This window comes from Hymenobacter jejuensis, assembly GCF_006337165.1.
Taxonomy (GTDB): Bacteria; Bacteroidota; Bacteroidia; order Cytophagales; family Hymenobacteraceae; genus Hymenobacter; species Hymenobacter jejuensis.
Genome location: NZ_CP040896.1, coordinates 1841523 through 1860129 on the forward strand (window position 1 = coordinate 1841523; position 18607 = coordinate 1860129).

15 protein-coding genes are annotated in these 18607 nt (G+C 55.5%); 4 read left to right on the forward strand and 11 right to left on the reverse strand.

Annotation, left to right across the window (positions count from 1 at the left end):
• Positions 1 to 13: 13 nt before the first annotated feature.
• Genes FHG12_RS07465 through FHG12_RS07475 form a run of 3 tightly spaced genes read right to left on the reverse strand, consistent with a single transcriptional unit; the run spans position 14 to position 4599 of the window.
• Positions 14 to 1609 (reverse strand): carboxylesterase/lipase family protein, encoded by a 1596-nt coding sequence (locus tag FHG12_RS07465; protein ID WP_139515137.1) that lies wholly within the window; start codon positions 1607 to 1609, stop codon positions 14 to 16.
• A gap of 43 nt (positions 1610 to 1652) precedes the next feature.
• Positions 1653 to 3116: a glycoside hydrolase family 30 protein gene (locus FHG12_RS07470; protein ID WP_139515138.1), complete on the reverse strand. Its 1464-nt coding sequence runs from the start codon at positions 3114 to 3116 to the stop codon at positions 1653 to 1655.
• Positions 3117 to 3162: 46 nt separating this feature from the next.
• Entirely contained in the window at positions 3163 to 4599 is a 1437-nt protein-coding gene (locus tag FHG12_RS07475; protein WP_139515139.1) for a glycoside hydrolase family 30 protein, read from the reverse strand.
• A gap of 263 nt (positions 4600 to 4862) precedes the next feature.
• Between FHG12_RS07475 and FHG12_RS07480 the strand changes: the two genes are divergently transcribed.
• Positions 4863 to 5327, forward strand: a complete 465-nt coding sequence (locus FHG12_RS07480) for an NfeD family protein (protein ID WP_139515140.1) — start codon at positions 4863 to 4865, stop codon at positions 5325 to 5327.
• 138 nt (positions 5328 to 5465) lie between these two features.
• Positions 5466 to 6467, forward strand: a complete 1002-nt coding sequence (gene floA, locus FHG12_RS07485; protein ID WP_139515141.1) for a flotillin-like protein FloA — start codon at positions 5466 to 5468, stop codon at positions 6465 to 6467.
• A gap of 115 nt (positions 6468 to 6582) precedes the next feature.
• Here the strand turns inward: floA and FHG12_RS07490 are convergent, their stop codons facing one another.
• Both FHG12_RS07490 and FHG12_RS07495 read right to left on the reverse strand, forming a co-directional pair.
• On the reverse strand, positions 6583 to 8619 hold the full coding sequence (locus FHG12_RS07490; RefSeq protein ID WP_165699329.1) for an OmpA family protein: 2037 nt from the start codon (positions 8617 to 8619) through the stop codon (positions 6583 to 6585).
• Between the two features lie 270 nt (positions 8620 to 8889).
• Positions 8890 to 9723: a hypothetical protein gene (locus tag FHG12_RS07495; protein WP_139515143.1), complete on the reverse strand. Its 834-nt coding sequence runs from the start codon at positions 9721 to 9723 to the stop codon at positions 8890 to 8892.
• A 134-nt stretch (positions 9724 to 9857) separates the two neighbouring features.
• Here FHG12_RS07495 and FHG12_RS07500 point away from each other — a divergent pair, with 134 nt between their 5' ends.
• Both FHG12_RS07500 and chrA read left to right on the forward strand, forming a co-directional pair.
• Complete coding sequence (locus FHG12_RS07500; protein WP_139515144.1) at positions 9858 to 10832, forward strand: isopenicillin N synthase family dioxygenase; 975 nt, start codon at positions 9858 to 9860, stop codon at positions 10830 to 10832.
• Positions 10833 to 11015: 183 nt separating this feature from the next.
• Positions 11016 to 12233, forward strand: coding sequence for a chromate efflux transporter (gene chrA / locus FHG12_RS07505; protein WP_230471320.1), 1218 nt, complete (start codon positions 11016 to 11018; stop codon positions 12231 to 12233).
• A 68-nt stretch (positions 12234 to 12301) separates the two neighbouring features.
• Here the strand turns inward: chrA and rfbA are convergent, their stop codons facing one another.
• From rfbA to FHG12_RS07535, 6 genes are all read right to left on the reverse strand, one after another.
• A complete protein-coding gene (gene rfbA / locus FHG12_RS07510) occupies positions 12302 to 13180 on the reverse strand; it encodes a glucose-1-phosphate thymidylyltransferase RfbA (RefSeq protein WP_139515146.1) in 879 nt (292 codons plus the stop codon).
• Positions 13181 to 13188: 8 nt separating this feature from the next.
• A complete protein-coding gene (locus tag FHG12_RS07515) occupies positions 13189 to 14196 on the reverse strand; it encodes an SDR family oxidoreductase (protein ID WP_139515147.1) in 1008 nt (335 codons plus the stop codon).
• A gap of 69 nt (positions 14197 to 14265) precedes the next feature.
• The gene (rfbB, locus tag FHG12_RS07520) at positions 14266 to 15321 is read right to left on the reverse strand and encodes a dTDP-glucose 4,6-dehydratase (protein WP_139515148.1); all 1056 of its coding nucleotides are present in this window, start codon (positions 15319 to 15321) and stop codon (positions 14266 to 14268) included.
• Between the two features lie 64 nt (positions 15322 to 15385).
• The gene (galE, locus tag FHG12_RS07525) at positions 15386 to 16429 is read right to left on the reverse strand and encodes a UDP-glucose 4-epimerase GalE (protein ID WP_139515149.1); all 1044 of its coding nucleotides are present in this window, start codon (positions 16427 to 16429) and stop codon (positions 15386 to 15388) included.
• A gap of 79 nt (positions 16430 to 16508) precedes the next feature.
• Positions 16509 to 17804 carry a nucleotide sugar dehydrogenase gene (locus tag FHG12_RS07530; protein WP_139515150.1) on the reverse strand — a complete coding sequence of 432 codons (1296 nt, stop codon included), beginning with the start codon at positions 17802 to 17804 and terminating at the stop codon, positions 16509 to 16511.
• Between the two features lie 24 nt (positions 17805 to 17828).
• A complete protein-coding gene (locus tag FHG12_RS07535; protein ID WP_139515151.1) occupies positions 17829 to 18428 on the reverse strand; it encodes an acyltransferase in 600 nt (199 codons plus the stop codon).
• Positions 18429 to 18607 lie beyond the last annotated feature (179 nt).

Genomic DNA, 18607 nt, shown 5'->3' on the forward strand with positions numbered 1-18607 from the left:
CGTAATCGGCTTTTCAAAGCACGAAGCCCTGCACGGGGAAAGCTGGGTCTTCATACGGGCTGGTTAGCGGCAGCGCGCGGCTCACCGAATCAAACACCATTATCTGCCGGCTGGCCGTGTAGCGGGGCCACACGGCGCTTGGGCTACCCGTACGGATAAACTGCACCCACTGCGTGTGCATCTGCTCGGCTAACTGCTGGCCCTCAGTTTTCGCGGAAGAAGCTGAAGCCGGGGTGCCAGGCAGTGAGTTCCAGACGTAGCCCAACTCGCGAGCGTGAACAGGCCGCTGTCCTTCATTGTCTTGATAATCAAACCGATACAACCACACCGGGTGTTTGGTGTCGGCTAGCGTCTGCGCCATTCGGTAAGTGGCCAGGCGATAGAGATAGTCCGTCAATACGCTTAGCCAGGCCTGCTCGGGCGCCTGGCGAGCTTGCGCGGCGGTGTAGGCCTGCCACACGTGACTGTCGTTTTTGCCGAATAAGGCCGTCAGCACTTCCCGGTTGGGAGAAGTCAGTGTGGGCCACATGTTTATAAACAAGCCTGCTTCCTCGCGATTGGTGCCCATTAGTACCCGCACCGGGGTTCGGTTGGGTTGGCTCAGGTAGTCCAGCGGAGGCGTGGGCAAGGTTTTGCCATCCAGCACCGGCCCAAACAACTGTAATCCACCGGGACCACTGGCAATTTTCGCCTGCGCTTGCAGCAGCGTAGCCGTGGGCAAGGTAAGTAGCTGCCGCGCTTGGTCGGCGGGTAGGTGCAACTCCTCAAGCAGCCGACGCGTGACGGTGGCTGCCGTTAGGGTATCGCGGATAGACTGCACGGCTCCACTTTCCAGAATGACTTGCTGAAACAACCCCTGCGCTGCCGGCGCCACCAGCACCGCGCTCACCAGCTTGGCGCCCGCCGATTCGCCCATAACGGTCACGCGGGCCGGATCGCCGCCGAAAGCGCTGATGTTTTGGTGTACCCACCGGAGGGCTGCTATTGCGTCCAGCAAGCCGCAATTACTAGACTCCCGATACTCACGACCCAAGGCCTCGCCCAAATACAGAAAGCCCAGGCTGCCCAACCGATAGTTGATACTAACCGTCACGATGTCATCGCGTTGGGCAAACACGGCACCATTGAAATCGGAACCGGAGCCGCCAGTAAATGCGCCCCCGTGCACCCACACGACTACCGGTTTTCGGGAGTTAGCCGCCGCCGTGGCGGGCGCCCACACGTTGAGTGTCAGGCAGTTTTCTTCCCCTTGCACAGCGCCGCCAGCAACCTGCGCCGCCTTCGGGCCAAAAGCAGAGGCCAGCCGCACGCCTTGCCACGGCTGCACCGGCTGAGGCGATCGGAAACGCCACCCGCCCACCGGCGCCTCGGCGTAGGCAATGCCCCGGAAGATGCGCATGCCTCCTTCACTTACTCCTTGCAGCCGGCCGTGCTGGGTTTGCACAACCGGAGCCGTTACGGCCACGGACGGGGGCTTGCGGAGCGCTTGTGCCGCGCAGGGCCGAGTAGCAATCGGGGCAGCCAACAGGAGCAGCATGAACAGCCCCGAAGCCTTGGTCAGGCCGCTGATAAGCTCGTAACTCTTCCTTTCACTACCCGACTTGGTCATTTTGCAAGTATTTGATTACAAGACAGTTATAAAACATTCCTTTTTACCAGATGTACGTACCGGCCGCGCTGCCATACAGAGCACTGGAAACCACTTTGCCTCGGTACTGAATATTGAAAGATTGCATCGTGTTGCCGGTGTTCAGCACGATCAGCACCTTCTTGCCCGTGGGCGTTTTGAACGCCACGTTCTGCAAATTGCCTGGTACGTTGGTGGCTATGCGTACCGAGCCGGGCCGCACAAATTTGCTGGCGTGTGCAATGATATAATAAGCCACGTTGCGCGTTACCGAGCCGTTGCCGATGGTTACCGCAGGCAGGCAGGTGGTGCAGCCACCGGTGGTATGCGGGCTGTTGGAGGGGTCAGCGGCGAGGTTCCATTCCAGCACGTTTCGGCTCCAGTTGCGCGTAGCCCCGATAATCAGGTTGTTGACGTGCCAGCTGAAGTCGCCCACAAAATTGCTTGGGGCGCCCACCCACTGCTCCGTGAAGTACACGTTCTTGCTCGGAAAAGCCCCGTGCACCTGCGTCAAAGCACTGATGTTGCCGCCGTACAAATGAAACGCCGAGCCGTCGACGTATTGGCGGGCGTCCGCGTCGTTGAGTACCGTGATGGGGTAGTCGGGCTTATCGGCGTTGTGGTCGTAGGCGATGATTTTCGTGTCGAGCCCGGCCGCCTGCAACGCCGGCCCTACCACTTTGATGAAAGCCGCCTGCTCCGGCGCCGACATGACCATGCTGGGGTTGTTGTCGGGGTTTAAAGGCTCGTTTTGCAGCGTAACTGCGTCAATGCGAATGCCTTGTGCTTTCATAGCCTGAATGTACTTCACGAAGTACTTAGCGTAGGAGGCGTAGTATTCCGGCTTCAGCGAGCCGCCTTTGGGGCTGCCGTTTGTCTTCATCCACGAGGGCGCGGTCCAGGGCGAGCCCAGGATCTTGATCGCCGGATTGATCGCCAGAATCTCCTTTAGCACCGGCAGCAAATCCGTCGTTTCCGGCGCCAGGCTGAATTGCTCGAGGTTCGGATCGGTGTTGCCGGAGGGCAAGTCGTCGTAGGTAAATACCCGGTCGCTCAGGTCGGATGCCCCGATGCTTATGCGTAAGTAGCTCACCCCCAACCACGTACTATCGGCTGCAAAAAGCTCCTTGATCAGCGCTGCCCGATCCGGGGCGCTCATCTGGTGCATGACGTAAGCGCTGCCGCCGGTCAGGGTGTAGCCAAACCCATCGATCGTCTGATAGGTCTGCGTCGTATCCACCACGATTGTCGGATCCTGATTAACTGAGGTCGCGAAGTACAGAGACACTTTCTGCTTGGTAAAAAGCGCTGATTTATCGGGGTTCGTCAGCCAAAAGGCGACCTGCGAAGGCACGCTTGCGGTGGGCGTAGCTGGAGGCGTCGGCTGCGGGTTAGAATTCGGATTTTCTTTCTTCTGACAGCCGCTTACGAGCAACAGAGCCAACAACGAGCAGCCGAGCAGCCGACTTTTTAGGGGGAATAAATTCATGAACTTTAGCAGAGAAGAAAGAAAATAGTAGAGATTCAACGAGAGGCTACCAGACGTAGGTGCCCACGGCTCCCGCGTTCAGCGTGGCGGGCGCGAGCTTGCCCTGGTAGCGGATGTTGAACGTTTGGGGCGTTGGCTGGTCGTTCTGCACAATCAGTACTTTGTTGCCGTTGGGCACTTTGAAGGCCACGTTGGGGAGTACGCTGGCGCTCGTAGAAGCAATGCGTACCGAGCCAGCCCGCACAAATTTGCTGGCGTGCGCAATGATATAATAGGCCACGTTGCGCGTCGTTGCGTTGCCGTCGAGCGTGATGGCTCCCAGGCACTCGGTGCAGCCACCCGGCGTGTGCGGATTCTGCTGCGGATCGGATGCCAAGTTCCACTCCAGTACGGTGCGCGCCCAGTTGCGCGTAGCCCCGATAATCAGGGTCTTGACGTGCCAAGCCAGGTTGTCTTCGAACTTGCTTTTGGAGCCTACCCACTGCTCCGTGAAATATAGGTTCTTGTCGGGGTAGGCGTCGTGCACCTGCGAAAGCGCCTCAATTTTGCCGCCGTACATGTGAAACGCCGACCCATCGACGTATTGGCGCGCCTGCGCGTCGTTGAGTACCGTGATAGGATATTCCGGTTTGTCAGCGTTGTGGTCGTAGGCAATGATTTTCGTGTCGAGCTTAGCCGCTCGGAAAGCCGGCCCGAGGCTCTTCTTGATAAATTCTGCCTGCTCGGTCGCGGGCATCAGCAGGCTAGGGTTGTTGCCTGGGTGCAGCGGTTCGTTCTGGACCGTAACGGCGTCAATGCGAATGCCTTCTGCTTTCATGCCCATGATGTACTTTATAAAGTACTGAGCATAAGCATCATAGAATTCGGGTTTCAGCGAGCCGCCTTTCGAGTTGTTGTTGGTCTTCATCCAGGTTGGCGGCGACCACGGCGAACCCAAAATTTTGAGGTCGGGGCCCAGAGCCAAGATTTCCTTCAGAATCGGGATCAGATACGGGCGGTCCGGCGCCAGGCTGAATTGGCGCAGTTCGGGGTCGGTTTGCCCCTCGGGCAGGTCATCGTAGCTGAATACGCGGTCGTCGAGGTCAGAAGCCCCGATGCTCACCCGCAGATAGCTCACCCCGATGTTATTGCCGCTGGTCGTAAACAGTTCTTTCAATAAAGCCGCTCGCTCGCCGGCGCCCATCTTGCTGAGTAGCAGGGCGCTGCCGCCGGTCAGGCAGTACCCAAAGCCGTCGATGGTCTGAAACTTCTGGCTGTCATCTACTTCGATGGTCGGCCCTTGGCTGGTAGCGGTGCTGAAAGCCAGCTTCGCTTCCTGTTTTTGAAACAGCGCCGATTTATCGGGTGAGGTAAGCCAAACTCCTGTGTCAGAAGTTTTTGTCGCGCCCTGGCCCGACAATTGTTCCTGGCAGGCTGCGGCACTGCCGAGCAAGGCCAGCAACAGCGTACCTTGTTGAAAAAGGCTTTTGTATTTGAGGTGCATGCGCAGTTTATAGCTCTAAATTCTAAGTATAGGAAATTGTATCAACGCCGCCAGGCAATTAGGGTTGGGCTGAGAGCAGATGTTGAGTGGCGGGAAGTATCAAAGCAGCCATTTAATCTTCAAATTATTGATATTCATATACTTACCTACACCAAGAATTCATCCTGCTACTTGCTCCACAGCTCCTGAGGGCACTTGGCATCTTAATATACACGGCCGTAGTTTCTGCGTATCTTTAAGAACACTTCCACCCTTGTTGCCTTATGGACTGGATTACGGTTGCCGTGCTGCTACTATTCGGCTTAGCGTTTCTAATCGCCGAAGTTCTGTTTATTCCCGGCACTACCTTGGTCGGGCTGGTCGGATTTCTGCTGCTGGCTGCAGGTATCTGGCTGGGCTACCGCGACTTAGGCACCCCGGCCGGGCACTACGCGCTCGCCCTTTCCACAGTGCTGACCGGGCTGATTCTTTATATAGGCTTGCGGCCCAAGAACCTGGCTCGCTTCGCCCTCACCGACGTCAATGACTCGCGCGTGCGCGATGTCCGCCGCCCCGATGTGCAACCCGGCACGACCGGCCGCGCCCTGTCGGCGCTGCGCCCCTCCGGCACGGCTCTCTTCGACGACGACCGGCGCGAAGTCGTGACGCGAGGCGAATTTGTGTCGGCGGGCACGCCGGTGCGGGTGCTGCGCATCGAGCAGAATCGCATTGTGGTAGAGGCTGCTTAGTCGGCTGGGGCTTGGCTTTTTCGACTATTTACTGCCGAGTCAAAACTACTTGTACATTCGTTGAAGCGGAAGTACTGCTGGCCATTCGGCCACTGAAACCACCAAAACACAAGTACTTATAAATCAATAATTTACCTTATGAATTTACCGATCGTTCCGATTGCCGTTGTGGCCATTGTGCTGCTGGTGATTTTATACTTTTTCCCCATCAGCCTCTGGATCACGGCTATTTTTTCGGGCGTACGGGTAAGCTTGTTGCAGCTGGCTTTTATGCGGGTGCGGAAAGTGCCACCGTCCCTGATTGTCAACTCGCTGATTACGGCTACCAAAGCGGGGCTCGAAGTATCGGCTAACGATCTGGAAACCCATTACTTAGCCGGTGGCAACGTCCCGAGCGTCATTAAAGCCCTGATTTCGGCCGACAAAGCCAACATTCCCCTGACGTTCAAGCAAGCAACCGCCATTGACTTGGCCGGGCGCAATGTGTTTGAGGCCGTCACGACCTCCGTCAACCCCAAAGTAATCAACACGCCAAACGTGGCGGCCGTGTCGCAGGACGGCATCCAACTCATTGTCATTGCGCGCGTTACGGTTCGCGCCAACATCACCCAACTGGTAGGCGGCGCTGGCGAAGAAACGATTCTGGCCCGCGTGGGCGAAGGCATCGTGACTAGCATCGGCTCGTCGCGCTCGCACAAAGAAGTGCTCGAAAACCCCGACAAAATCTCGAAGCTGGTGCTGAGCAAAGGCCTTGACGCGGGCACGGCTTTCGAAATCCTCTCCATCGACATCGCCGACATCGACATCGGCGAAAACATCGGGGCCAAGCTGCAAATCGACCAAGCCACCGCCGACCTTAAAGTAGCCGAAGCCAAAGCTGAAGAACGCCGCGCCATGGCCGTGGCCATCGAGCAGGAAAACCGCGCCAAAACGCAGGAAGCCAAGGCCCGCGTTGTGGAAGCCGAAGCCGAAATTCCGAAGGCCATGGCCGAAGCCTTCCGCTCCGGCAACCTGGGCATTATGGACTACTACAAGATGCGTAACGTGCAGGCTGACACCGACATGCGCGATTCCATTGCCAACCCCGGCAACCAAAGCAGTAGCAGCAAACCGGGCCGCGATGAAACACGCCTGAGCTAGTTTTCACGATCCTACAAAAAGCCGCAAGCCCTTCTCCTGACGTTCGGGAGAAGGGCTTGTGGCTTTTTGTAGGATCGTGTGAGGGCGGCTGGCTTGCCGCCTCAACGCAGTCCCTTTACTTCTTCGTAATCCGGAATTCTACCCGGCGATTGAGCTTGCGGGTTTCCTCCTGGTCGTTGCTGGCGATTGGGTTGGCGCCGCCCATTCCTTCCGTGGTGATGCGCGTGCTGCTGATGCCTTTGCCTACCATGAACTTCTTTACCTCATTCACGCGGTCCTGGCTAAGCTTTACGTTCAGCTGCGGATCGCCTTGGTTGTCGGTGTGGCCTTCCAGCTTGATTTCCAGGGCCGGATATTCCTTCATAATTTTCACCAGGCGCAGCAGCTCCGGGAAAGAATTTTCGCGCAAGTAATACTTGCTCTGGGTGAAGAAAATGTTGTTGAGCTTGATGGTCTGTCCCACGGCAAACGGCACCAGGAACAAGTCTTGATTGACCTCAGAATACTTGTCCCGGTCCACTACGTCCAGGTTGTCGCTTTCGGCCAGATAGTCCTTCGCTTCGGCCCGATACCCATACTGCACGCCCGAAGGCAGCACGATGGTGTAAGAACCGTCCACGGGGTTAGTTTCTGCAACCCCGATTTCTTCGCCCGTCAGCAGGTTTTCATAGTGGATTACGGCCATAACGGGCTTTTTGGTCGAAGCATCCAGTACCTGCCCGCGTACGAGCGTTACGACTTCGGGCTTAAACTGCGGCGTCAGGTTGATGCGGAAAATGTCGCGCGAGTTGCTGATGCCGTTGCGGGAAGAAACCAGGAAAGCTTCGTCACCGGCGGCTGAAAGCGTGAAATAGGCGTCGAAATCCGGCGAGTTGATGCTGGAGCCCAAGTTGCGCGGGGCCGTCCAGTTGGTCCAGGTATCGTCGAGGCGCTTGCTGTAGAAAATGTCGCTTTTGCCGTAGCCGCCGTGGCCTTCCGAAGCGAAATACAACGTCTTGCCATCGGCCGCCAGAAACGGCGCAAAGTCCGCTTTTTTGGAATTGATGGCGCCGCCTAAGTTGCGCGGCTTGCTCCACGTCGAGCCATCTTCGTTCAGAAAGCTTACGTACAAGTCCTGCTCGCCTTTGGTATCGTTGCGCTCCACGGCCATCAACAGCACCTTGCCCGACGTACCCAGGAAGAAGTCGATGTTCTCCTTGTCGTTGTTGTAGAAGTCGTCGATTTCCATTTTCACCGGCAGCGTCCAGCCCGTACGGGTGCGCTTGGAAAGCGAAGCACCCTGTCGGTCAAACGAGCCATCGGGCTTGTAGAGGCTAATCAGCACGGCCGCATTGCCGTCCGTAGATACCGACGCCACCCCGTTGCCTTCGGCATTGTTGATGGGAGCCCCAATGTTTTTGGCGGGGCTAAACGCCTTGGTTTTGGCGTTGGCCAGAGTTGAATACCATACGTCCTGCGGGTCGTTGGTGCCGCCCACGTTTTGGGGATGCTCTTGTCGGGCAAAAAACAGCGTCCGGCCATCCGGCGAGATAACCGGGTGAGTATCAACGTATTTTGAATTCACGTTGGGTCCCAAGCTTACCATCGACGAGTCGAAGCTAACCGCCGCGGGCTGGCCCTGGAATTCTTTCTTTACCATGGTTTCAACCACATCGGCAATGCCAATGGCATCGATTTGGTTGACGCCGTTGACTTTGGCCGTGTTCATGGTCACGGCCACACCGATGGTCCGGTAGGTAGCCGCCGGAAACGTAACCTGCAGAGAGCGAAAGGTTTCCGGAATCGGACCGGGATTTTTATTTTCGTAAACCTGGTGCCGCTCGCCGCGGGTGTCTATCAGCTCAATTTTAGTAATGGAGCCAGGGTTGAAGTTCTCGACAACAGTTACTTGCTTGGCTATCAACGATTTAACGAATTTAACTTCGATCGACTCGTTATTGCCTTCCTTTTTCGGAATCCAGGCTTCGTTGCTGATTTGCCCGAGCGGCTGCGCATTGGGCTCGCCCAATACTTTTTCGGGCGAAAAGGCTTCTTTGCCCTCGGCTTTCTGCGACGATACCTCAACGACCTTAGCGGCCCACACGGCATGTTGCGCTTGCGCGCCGCATGCCACTCCTACACTCAACCCCAACGACAGAAATAGTTTCCGCATACTCATAAACTCGGCAGAACGTGTAAATGCCTTTGGTACTATGAAATAGCCAGTTGCTTCTGCCACCTAGTAAGTTCGCAGATGCTCTTAGGCGATCTCAAAATTACGTAGATAATGCAGGCAAATAGGCTTATGTTTTGTCTAACGCGATACACCAAGTGCACGCTTACCACATACCAAACGAGTAGGCTGGCTATGGTAGTACCGCGGTAATACAAAAAGACCTGTCTGTGTTAAACACAGACAGGTCTTAAAATAAGATAAATTATCTTAGGGTTGCAACGTAAATGTGCGAGTGACCGAATTAAATGGGCCGGGAATTAGATTTCCGCTGTTGTCGATCAATTCCAGCTTCACCGTGTTTTGTCCTGTTGGCAGGCCTTCCATCATGTAGGGTGCCCATTGTTCCAGTACAAATTCCGTTCCGTTGATGGTGGCCCGCACTTTGTTGCCTTCGGGAGTCAGCGTGGTGTTCACCAAGTAGAAGTCCAACATCACACGCTTGGTATCGTTACCGGAGTACGTGTCTTTGGGGCGGCTATAAAACAAGTGCTGCCCTTTGACGTCGAAATTCCGTGGCTGCGGCGCGGCCTGGCCCACGTTGATTACGCGCAGGTCGTAGGCGCCGCGGTGCTTGAGGCTTTCGTGGTAAGAGCGCGACAAGAACGAGAGAACCACGTGCTGGCCATCGGCAATGTTCTTGGTAAACTCCGTTGTGTAGTGCGCCGTGTAGGGCTCGTTGTCGACGATGTTGTGGATGTGTTGGCCTTTTTCCGAGTTTGCCATTTCCCCGGCGTGCATGCCGCCAGTCATCTTGGTGAGCTGAAAATTGGTGATGTCGTAATCAAACGCAACCGCGCCGGAAGGCGACGTCGAATTGGGCGCCGGGGTTTTCAGCTGCATTTGTGCCTCCGGGTATCGCGGCGAGTCGTTGAAGGGCGTGAGCCGGATACCGTTCTTCTCCATGCTAGCCGTAGAGGGACCCGTCGTTACGGTTTCAATAGTAGACTGGGTGGCGGCCGACTCTGTTTGCTGTTTGGCCGTATCGCAGGCCGCCAAGCCGAGCAACAGGGCACTACTCAGCAGTAAAGCAGATGCTTTCATGAGAAATTGGTGGAAGGGGTTAAACAGACTACCGGACCCGTTGCCCGGCTGCGTTCCCGACTGGAACGACACGTGAATTTTAAGTACCTTGCGCAGTACGTAAGGTTTGCTCAAAAGTATATTGATTTTCCGCTATGGAAGAAAAATTGTTGGAAGAAATTCCCTCCCTCGATCTCGCCGACTTCCGTTCGGGCGATCCCGAGCGTAAAGCTCGTTTTGTTCAACAGCTCGGCGAAGCGTATCAGAACATTGGTTTTGTAGCGCTGAAGAACCACGGCCTCAACGACGAACAGACGCAGCGTCTCTACGCCGATGTGAAAGCCTTTTTCTCTCTGCCCGACGATGTGAAGCAAAGGTATGAAAATCCGGCACTGGCGGGCCAACGCGGCTACACGGGCAAAGGCAAGGAGCACGCCAAAGGCCGCAACACCGGCGACTTGAAGGAGTTCTACCATGTGGGCCAAGAGGTTGACGATGAGAACGATCCGATCAAGAATGAGTACCCCGACAACATCTGGCCCAACGAGGTTCCGGGTTTCCACGAAAGCACTTTCACGACCTACAAAACGCTGGAAGCAGCGGGCAAAGACGTCCTGCGGGCAATTGCGCTCTATCTGAACCTGCCCGAAAACTACTTCGACGATAAAGTGCGCAACGGTAACTCTATTCTGCGCCCTATTCACTATTTCCCCATCGAAAACCCCGACGCGGTGCCTTCCGATGCCGTGCGCGCAGCCGAACACGGTGACATTAACCTCATCACTTTGCTGATGGGCGCTTCTGCCGACGGTCTGCAAGTACTCCGGCGCGATGGCCACTGGATCCCGATCACGGCCCTGCCCGACCAAATCGTGGTGAACGTGGGCGATATGCTACAGCGCCTGACCAATGGCGTTCTGAAGAGCACCATTCACCGCGTGGTAAATCCGCCTCGTGAAAAAATGAACTCGTCGCGGTATTCAGTACCGTTTTTCATGCATCCTCGCTCCGAAATGAGCCTCGCTGCGCTCGAAAGCTGCGTTACGCCCGAGAACCCTAAGCAGATGCCCGACATCACGGCTGGCGAGTTTCTCAACGAGCGCCTAGTCGAGTTGGGCCTGAAAAAGTAAGCTTGTCCTTGGGTGCAAGTCTCCGGTTGCCAATGCGCTAGAAGCTGTTTTGTGGCTCTTCGCGTTGGCAACCGATTTTTATTGCGTAAACCCTGAGTAGCAATGGTCTGCTATCGGCGGTTGCTCATCACGAGCCTCTTTTGCCACTAAACCACTGCTAATCAGCAATTAGCAATTTATTGCGTGGAAGATATTAAGCTTGCTCCCCCACCTCGCCGGCTCCGCACGAAGCACGTTCGGCACTTCATCTTTCTAAAAGATGTCGCCGCGCTGGGCCTCACCGCCTTTGGGGGGCCGCAAGCGCACGTAGCCATGATGCTACGCCTGCTGGTGGACAAGCGACGTTACCTGACGGCGCCTGAGCTACTGGAAATCATGGCATTATGCCAGATTTTGCCGGGCCCAACCTCCACCCAAACCATTACGGCCATTGGGTTTCGCCTCGGTGGCCCCAACCTAGCGTACCTCACCATCCTCGTCTGGATGCTGCCGGCCGTCACCATCATGACGCTGGCGGGTCTCACAATCAGCTACTTAGACAAAGAGCTGGTATCCCGCCTGGTGCAGTACGTGCAGCCCGTAGCCGTAGGATTCGTGGCGTATTCAGCTTACAAAATCGCGGAGAAAGTTATTCACACCAAAACCTCCGTTGCCCTGATGGTAGCCTCGGCGCTTTTGGCATATTTCTTTCAGTTACCGTGGGTGCTGCCTATTCTGCTGCTCGCCGGCGGGCTCATTACCACGTTTCGCTACCGCAAGCTGCCGCAGGTCGAGAAGCAGCCGCTCCACATTGAGTGGTCCAACTTTGTGCTGTGGCTGGCCGTGCTGGTGACAGCGGCCGTACTTGGCAGCTATACCAAGCTGCTGCCTGTCAGGCTCTTTGAGAATTTTTATCGGAACGGCAGCTTGGTTTTTGGCGGCGGACAAGTACTTGCCCCCTTGCTGTTTGCCGAGTTCGTAGAGTTTAAGCACTACTTATCAGCCCAGGAGTTTTTGTCAGGCTTGGGGCTAGTACAAGCCATTCCGGGGCCTAACTTTTCCTTCGCTTCTTACATCGGCGCCTTGGCTATGCGCCGGGAAGGCAGCGGCCTGAGCGGTCAGATTCTGGGCGCATTGGTCGGTGCAACGGGCATTTTTATGCCGGGCACGCTGCTGATTTTCTTTCTGATCCGCTTCTGGGATCAGCTCAAGCAATATCGGGTGATAAAAGCCTCTCTCGAAGGCATCAATGCGGTTTCGGCTGGGCTTGTATGCGCTGCCACCTTTCTGCTGTATCATCCCCTGCCCGATACGCCCATTAATCTGGCTTTGGTCGGAATCACGTTTCTGGTATTGCTCTGGAATCGTATTCCTTCTTTTGTGATTATTAGCGTTGCCCTGCTGGCTGGTGTAATATTCTGACAATCAGTAACATACAAAAGCCCTGCTTACTGACCGTAAGCAGGGCTTTTGCGTTAAGATTCAGAAGTCTAATCTTCTAGCATCAGCGTTTCGGGCAGGTGCAGGAGGTAGTCCCCATAACCGCTTTTGCGCAGGGGCTCAGCGATTTTACGCAACTGGTCGGCATCGATAAAGCCTTGGCGGTAAGCCACTTCCTCAATCGAGCCAACCTTTAGGCCCTGCCGCTGCTCAATGACGCGCACAAACTCAGACGCTTGCATCAGCGATTCGAAAGTACCGGTATCGAGCCACGCGGTGCCGCGACCTAGAATGCCGACCTTCAATTTGCCGCGCCGCAGATACTCTTGATTCACATCCGTGATCTCATACTCGCCACGCGGACTAGGCTTCAGATCGCGCGCAATCTGGATCACGTCGTTGTCGTAGAAATACAAGCCTGGCACCGCATAGTTGCTTTTGGGCTGCTTGGGTTTCTCCTCGATGCTCAACGCATTTTTGTCCGCATCAAATTCCACAACGCCGTACCGCTCAGGATCTTGCACGTGATAGGCGTACACGACGCCTCCGTCGGGGCTGCTGTTGCTTTGCAACAATTCTTCCAAGCCTTCACCGTAGAAGATGTTGTCGCCGAGCACCAAGGCTACTTTGTCGTTGCCGATAAAGTCGGCTCCCAAAACAAACGCCTGCGCCAGTCCATTGGGTACTTCCTGGATGGTATACTGAAAGTCGCAGCCCAGATTCTTGCCATCGCCCAGCAGCCGCTTAAACTGCTCTTGGTCGTGCGGGGTGGTGATAATGAGAATCTCCCGAATGCCAGCCATCATCAGAATGGACAGCGGGTAATAGATCATCGGCTTATCGTACACGGGCATAAGCTGCTTACTAACTGCCAGAGTAAGAGGGTGTAAGCGCGTACCGGAGCCGCCGGCCAGAATGATGCCTTTCATCGAAAAAGTTAGTTTCGCTCTTGAATAAAATCCTGATTGGCTTTAAACCACGCCAATGTCTTTTGCAAGCCTTCCCGAATGCGAATCTGCGGGTCGTAGCCCAACAGGTTCTGGGCCTTGCTGATATCAGCCAGCGAGTCGCGGATGTCGCCGATGCGATCCGGGCCGTACTCAGGGGTGATGTCGGAGCCGGCTTCTTCTTTCAGGATGTTGAACAGATCGTTGAGCGACGTGCGGTCGGCGACGGCAATGTTGTACACCTGATTCACGGCGTCGGGATTGTTGGTCAGCCCAGCTTTGATGTTGGCCTGCACGCAGTTTTCGACGAAGGTAAAGTCGCGGGTCTGACCACCGTCGCCGTTCATACGCGGCGGCTTGCCTTGCAACACGGCATCGATGAACAACGGAATCACGGCTGCATAGGCCCCGTTGGGGTCCTGGCGCGGGCCAAAGATGTTGAAGTAGCGCAGCCCGATGATTTCCATGCCGTAGGTTTTCCCAAATACATCGGCGTAAAGCTCATTGGCATACTTAGTTACGGCGTACGGCGACAACGGCTTACCGATGCGATCTTCAACCTTTGGCAACGCCTTGTGATCGCCGTAGGTAGAGGAAGAAGCCGCGTACACAAAGCGCTTCACGTTGGCGTCTTTGGCCGCTACCAGCATGTTTACGAAACCACCCACGTTCACATCATTCGACGTGATGGGGTCATTGATCGAACGCGGCACCGAACCGAGCGCTGCTTGGTGCAGCACGACGTTCACGCCCTGGCAGGCATCGCGGCACACTTGTGGGTCGCGGATGTCACCTTCGATAACTTCCAGCGCTGGGTTGCCTTCAAAAAGACGCACGTTTTTGCGGAAGCCGTTGGAATAGTTGTCCAACACCCGCACGCGGCCGGCGCCATACTTGAGCAAGTATTCAACCAGGTTAGAGCCAATGAACCCAGCACCGCCGGTCACCAGAAACGTCAGATTATCAAGCGGTTGCTCGTGAAAAGGGGTTTCGTACACGTTAAGAATTCTGAATGTGAAATGGCGGCTGGTAAAGCCAGATTTGCTTTGCCAGCCGCCACGAATATTTTATCGCGCCGCGTATTGCTGCTGATAGTAATCCTGATAAGCGCCGCTCGTAACCCGCTCCAGCCACTCGGTATTTTGCAGGTACCAATCCACGGTTTGCGCCAGGCCTTGTTCGAAAGTTACCGAAGGCTTCCAGCCTAACTCGTTCATAATCTTGCTGCTATCGATGGCGTAGCGCAAGTCATGGCCGGCACGGTCGGTGACGAAGGTGATGAGCTTGCGCGAAGTGCCCTGGGGCTGATTCGTCTTTTCGTCCAGCACATCGCAGAGCAGGTGGATGAGATCGAGGTTTTTCCACTCGTTCACTCCGCCGATGTTGTATGTATCGCCAACTTTGCCTTTGTGGAAAACTGTGTCGATAGCCGTCGCGTGGTCTTTTACAAATAGCCAGTCGCGCACGTTCTCGCCCTTGCCGTATACCGGCACCGGCTGGCTCGTGCGGATGCGGTGAATGGCCAGCGGAATAAGCTTTTCGGGGAAGTGATTGGGGCCGTAATTGTTGGAGCAATTGCTCAGTTTCACCGGCAACCCGTAAGTGTGGTACCACGCCCGTACGAAGTGATCGGAGCTGGCCTTGGAGGCCGAATACGGCGACCGCGGATCATAAGGCGTGTCTTCGGTAAACATCTCCGTGCCCATTTCCAACGAGCCATACACTTCATCGGTGCTGACGTGGTAGAAGGTTTTGCCTTCGTAACCGGCAGACTTCCAGAGGTTTTTGGCAGCGTTTAGCAGGTGAACAGTGCCCAACACGTTGGTGCGTACAAACGCCAGCGGATCGGTGATGGAGCGATCGACGTGCGACTCGGCCGCCAGATGAATCACGGCATCGGGCTCTTCGCGGGCAAACAATTCGTCAACAAACGGCTGGTCGGCGATATCGCCTTTCACGAAGCGGTAGTTCGGCTGATTCTCGATGTCGCGCAGGTTTTCGAGGTTACCGGCATACGTCAGAGCATCCAGATTAAGAATCTGATACTCTGGGTATTTGGTTACAAAAAGGCGTACAACGTGCGAGCCAATAAAGCCTGCTCCGCCGGTAATGATGATTTTCATGCTTCAGAAACTAACTGGGAAAGGAATGCAAAGTATTGAACGTAACTATTTGATAATCATATAGTTATGATGCATGACTACTTACTTCCTGCAAGTGCAACTGCCATTTCCAGGCGCTGGCTAAGGCTTCCTCAAGGGTAGAAGTGGTTTTGAAACCAAGCTCGTTGACGGACTTGGTCACGTCGGCGTAGATGGCCGGAACGTCGCCGGGACGCGGTGGTCCGATGGTGTAGTTAAGTTTTTTGCCCGTTGCTTTCTCGAAGGCGTGGACTACTTCCAGCACGCTGTTGCCACGGCCCGTACCCACGTTAAAGACCTCGACGATAGCTTCTTTGCCTTTCAAGAGGCGCTCTACTGCTACCACGTGTGCTTTGGCCAAATCCACTACGTGCACGTAATCGCGGATGTTGGTGCCGTCGGGCGTGTCGTAGGTATCGCCGAAAATGGTCAGTTTCTCGCGGATGCCAGCGGCCGTTTGGGTAACGAACGGAATCAGGTTCTGCGGGACACCCAATGGCAACTCGCCGATTTTGGCCGATTCGTGTGCGCCGATCGGGTTGAAATACCGCAGCAGAATGGTGCGCAACTCGCTGCCCGTCGCTTTCACCACGTCGGTCAGGATGTCTTCGCAGATCTTCTTGGTATTGCCGTAGGGCGAAGTAGCTGGCTTCGTGGGCGTTTCTTCGGTTACGGGCAGGTGGTCAGGGATGCCGTAGACGGTGCAAGAAGACGAGAAAACCAGGTTCTGCACGTGAAACTCCCCCATCACCTTGAGCAGCACGAGCAGCGAGTCGAGGTTGTTGTGGTAATACTTCAGCGGCTTCTGCACTGATTCGCCCACGGCCTTGAACGCCGCAAAGTGAATGACGCCCTGAATGTTCTGCTCCTGCTCAAACACTTCGTGCAGAGCACTCTCGTTGGTGCAGTCGACGTGGTGACAGGGAATCTCGACGCCCAGAATATCCTTGATTCCCGTCAGCACCGACTCTTGCGAGTTGCTGAAATCATCCAGTATAATGGGCTGATAACCACCATTATACAACTCCACCACCGCATGAGACCCGATATAGCCGGCACCTCCCGTTACAAGTATTTTCTTCCGTTCCATCTCCTGTAAGTAACTGACCAAAGAAAGTAACGCAATAGCTGCCCTTAGTACGCAAACGCACTACGGGCAGCCACGCCTTTTACAAGCTCCAATATTGCATTTCCTGAATCTTGCCGCGGTATAAGCCTTTGATGTCGACTAAGACGGGGTTTTCAGAGGTAATGGACTGGAAATAACCCTCTTCCATCTGCGCGTAAGGCTTGTGACTAACGGCCACCACTACGGCGTCGTAATCTTCCCGCACCTCCGACTCAGGCGTCAGGCGGAACCCATATTCATGATGCAGTTCGTCGGAGTCGGCGTGCGGATCGACGATGTCCACGTTAACGGAAAAGTTGCGCAGCTCATGGATCACGTCGGCCACTTTCGAGTTGCGGATGTCTTCCACGTTTTCTTTGAACGTCGCGCCCATCACCAGCACCCGCGACTTGGCCACGTCTTTGCCCTGACGAATCATCATCTGCACCGTTTTGCGGGCAATGTAGGCGCCCATGTTGTCGTTGGTGGTGCGGCCCGATAATATCACCTTGGCATCGTAACCGAGCTCTTTGGCCTTGTAAGTCAAGTAGTAAGGATCGACGCCGATGCAGTGGCCGCCCACCAGACCCGGCGAGAACTTCAGGAAGTTCCACTTGGTACCGGCGGCTTCCAGCACTTCGTAGGTGTTGATGTTCATGCGGTCGAAAATCATCGATAGCTCGTTCATCAACGCAATGTTGACGTCGCGCTGAGTGTTTTCGATGATTTTGGCTGCTTCCGCCACCTTAATGCTGCTGGCGCGGTGCACACCGGCTTCTACCACCAGCTCGTAGGTTTTGGCAATGGTTTCCAACGATTCTTCGTCGCAGCCCGACACCACCTTGATGATGCGCGTGAGCGTGTGCTCTTTATCGCCGGGGTTGATGCGCTCGGGCGAATAGCCCACTTTAAAATCGGTGGGAAACGTCAGACCCGACAGTTTTTCCATCACCGGAATACAGTCTTCCTCGGTGCAACCCGGATATACCGTCGATTCGAAGACCACGTAATCGCCTTTCTTCAGCACTTTGCCCACGGTGGTCGAAGCCGACAGCAGCGGCTTCAGATCGGGCATGGCGTGCTCGTCGATGGGCGTAGGCACGGCCACAATGTAAAAAGTTGCGTCGCGCAATACTTCCAATGAATCCGTGAATTCGATATCGCAACCTTCGAAATCCTTGGCTTCCAATTCGCCGCTGGGGTCGATGCTGTTGCGCATCATTTCCACGCGGCTGGCATTGATATCAAAGCCGATCACCTTGATTTTGCGGGCGAATTCGAGGGCAATCGGAAGGCCTACATAGCCCAGGCCGATGACGGCTAGCTTGGTCTGTTTCTGGATGAGTTGCTCGTACACGGGAGAAATTCTGATATTAAGAACTTATGAATTCGGAATGGAAACGGGTTTTACCTGCCGGCTAGGCGTAAGCTCGTAGTGCTGGCCGCTCTCAGGGCAAGTGGCGTGGCCACCTCCGTCGAACGCGAGGCGATGGCCGTAGGCGCTCATCCAGCCGCGCGGGCGCGCCGGATTGCCGTACACCAAGGCATACGGCGCCACATCTTTGGTCACCACGGAGCCGGCTCCGACGAAGCAATATTCGCCTAGTCGCACGCCGCACACTATGGTACTGTTGGCCCCCACGCTCACGCCTTTTTCCAGCACTGTGGGTTCGTATTGGTCGCGGCGGGGCACAGCGCTCCGCGGGTTGCGCACGTTGGTGAATACTACCGAGGGGCCCAGGAACACGTCGTCGGCGCACTCCACGCCGGAGTAAAGGCTTACGTTGTTCTGTACCTTCACATTACGACCCAACCGGACGCCGTCGGCGATCATCACGTTTTGGCCGATGCTGCAATTTTCCCCCAACTCGCACCCCGGCATCAAATGGGCAAAGTGCCAAATGCGGCACCCGGCGCCAATGCGGCAGCCTTCGTCGAGGACGGCAGTCGGGTGCGCAAAATACGGGGAGGCGTCGGTCATGCCGGCGAGGATTGTTAGAGCCTGTTTAACAGCCCGCAAAGGTAGCGCTTTTGCATTTGAGAGTTAAACGATCCGGGCATTTAGGAATTTTTGCTTTGCCAAAGCTGGCCCCGCAAGCCGTTAGCACACAACCAGATAGATATTCCGGCAATAATTTAATTTCCTAAGTCCAACTACCG

Bases quoted from the DNA above. Each gene is read 5' to 3' on its own strand.
- FHG12_RS07465 (WP_139515137.1), bottom strand. From the start codon at position 1,609: ATGACCAAGTCGGGTAGTGAAAGGAAGAGTTACGAGCTTATCAGCGGC.
- rfbB (WP_139515148.1), bottom strand. From the start codon at position 15,321: ATGAAAATCATCATTACCGGCGGAGCAGGCTTTATTGGCTCGCACGTT.
- FHG12_RS07500 (WP_139515144.1), top strand. From the start codon at position 9,858: ATGGAAGAAAAATTGTTGGAAGAAATTCCCTCCCTCGATCTCGCCGAC.
- galE (WP_139515149.1), bottom strand. From the start codon at position 16,429: ATGGAACGGAAGAAAATACTTGTAACGGGAGGTGCCGGCTATATCGGG.
- FHG12_RS07535 (WP_139515151.1), bottom strand. From the start codon at position 18,428: ATGACCGACGCCTCCCCGTATTTTGCGCACCCGACTGCCGTCCTCGAC.
- FHG12_RS07495 (WP_139515143.1), bottom strand. From the start codon at position 9,723: ATGAAAGCATCTGCTTTACTGCTGAGTAGTGCCCTGTTGCTCGGCTTG.
- floA (WP_139515141.1), top strand. From the start codon at position 5,466: ATGAATTTACCGATCGTTCCGATTGCCGTTGTGGCCATTGTGCTGCTG.
- FHG12_RS07475 (WP_139515139.1), bottom strand. From the start codon at position 4,599: ATGCACCTCAAATACAAAAGCCTTTTTCAACAAGGTACGCTGTTGCTG.
- FHG12_RS07470 (WP_139515138.1), bottom strand. From the start codon at position 3,116: ATGAATTTATTCCCCCTAAAAAGTCGGCTGCTCGGCTGCTCGTTGTTG.
- FHG12_RS07490 (WP_165699329.1), bottom strand. From the start codon at position 8,619: ATGCGGAAACTATTTCTGTCGTTGGGGTTGAGTGTAGGAGTGGCATGC.
- FHG12_RS07480 (WP_139515140.1), top strand. From the start codon at position 4,863: ATGGACTGGATTACGGTTGCCGTGCTGCTACTATTCGGCTTAGCGTTT.
- rfbA (WP_139515146.1), bottom strand. From the start codon at position 13,180: ATGAAAGGCATCATTCTGGCCGGCGGCTCCGGTACGCGCTTACACCCT.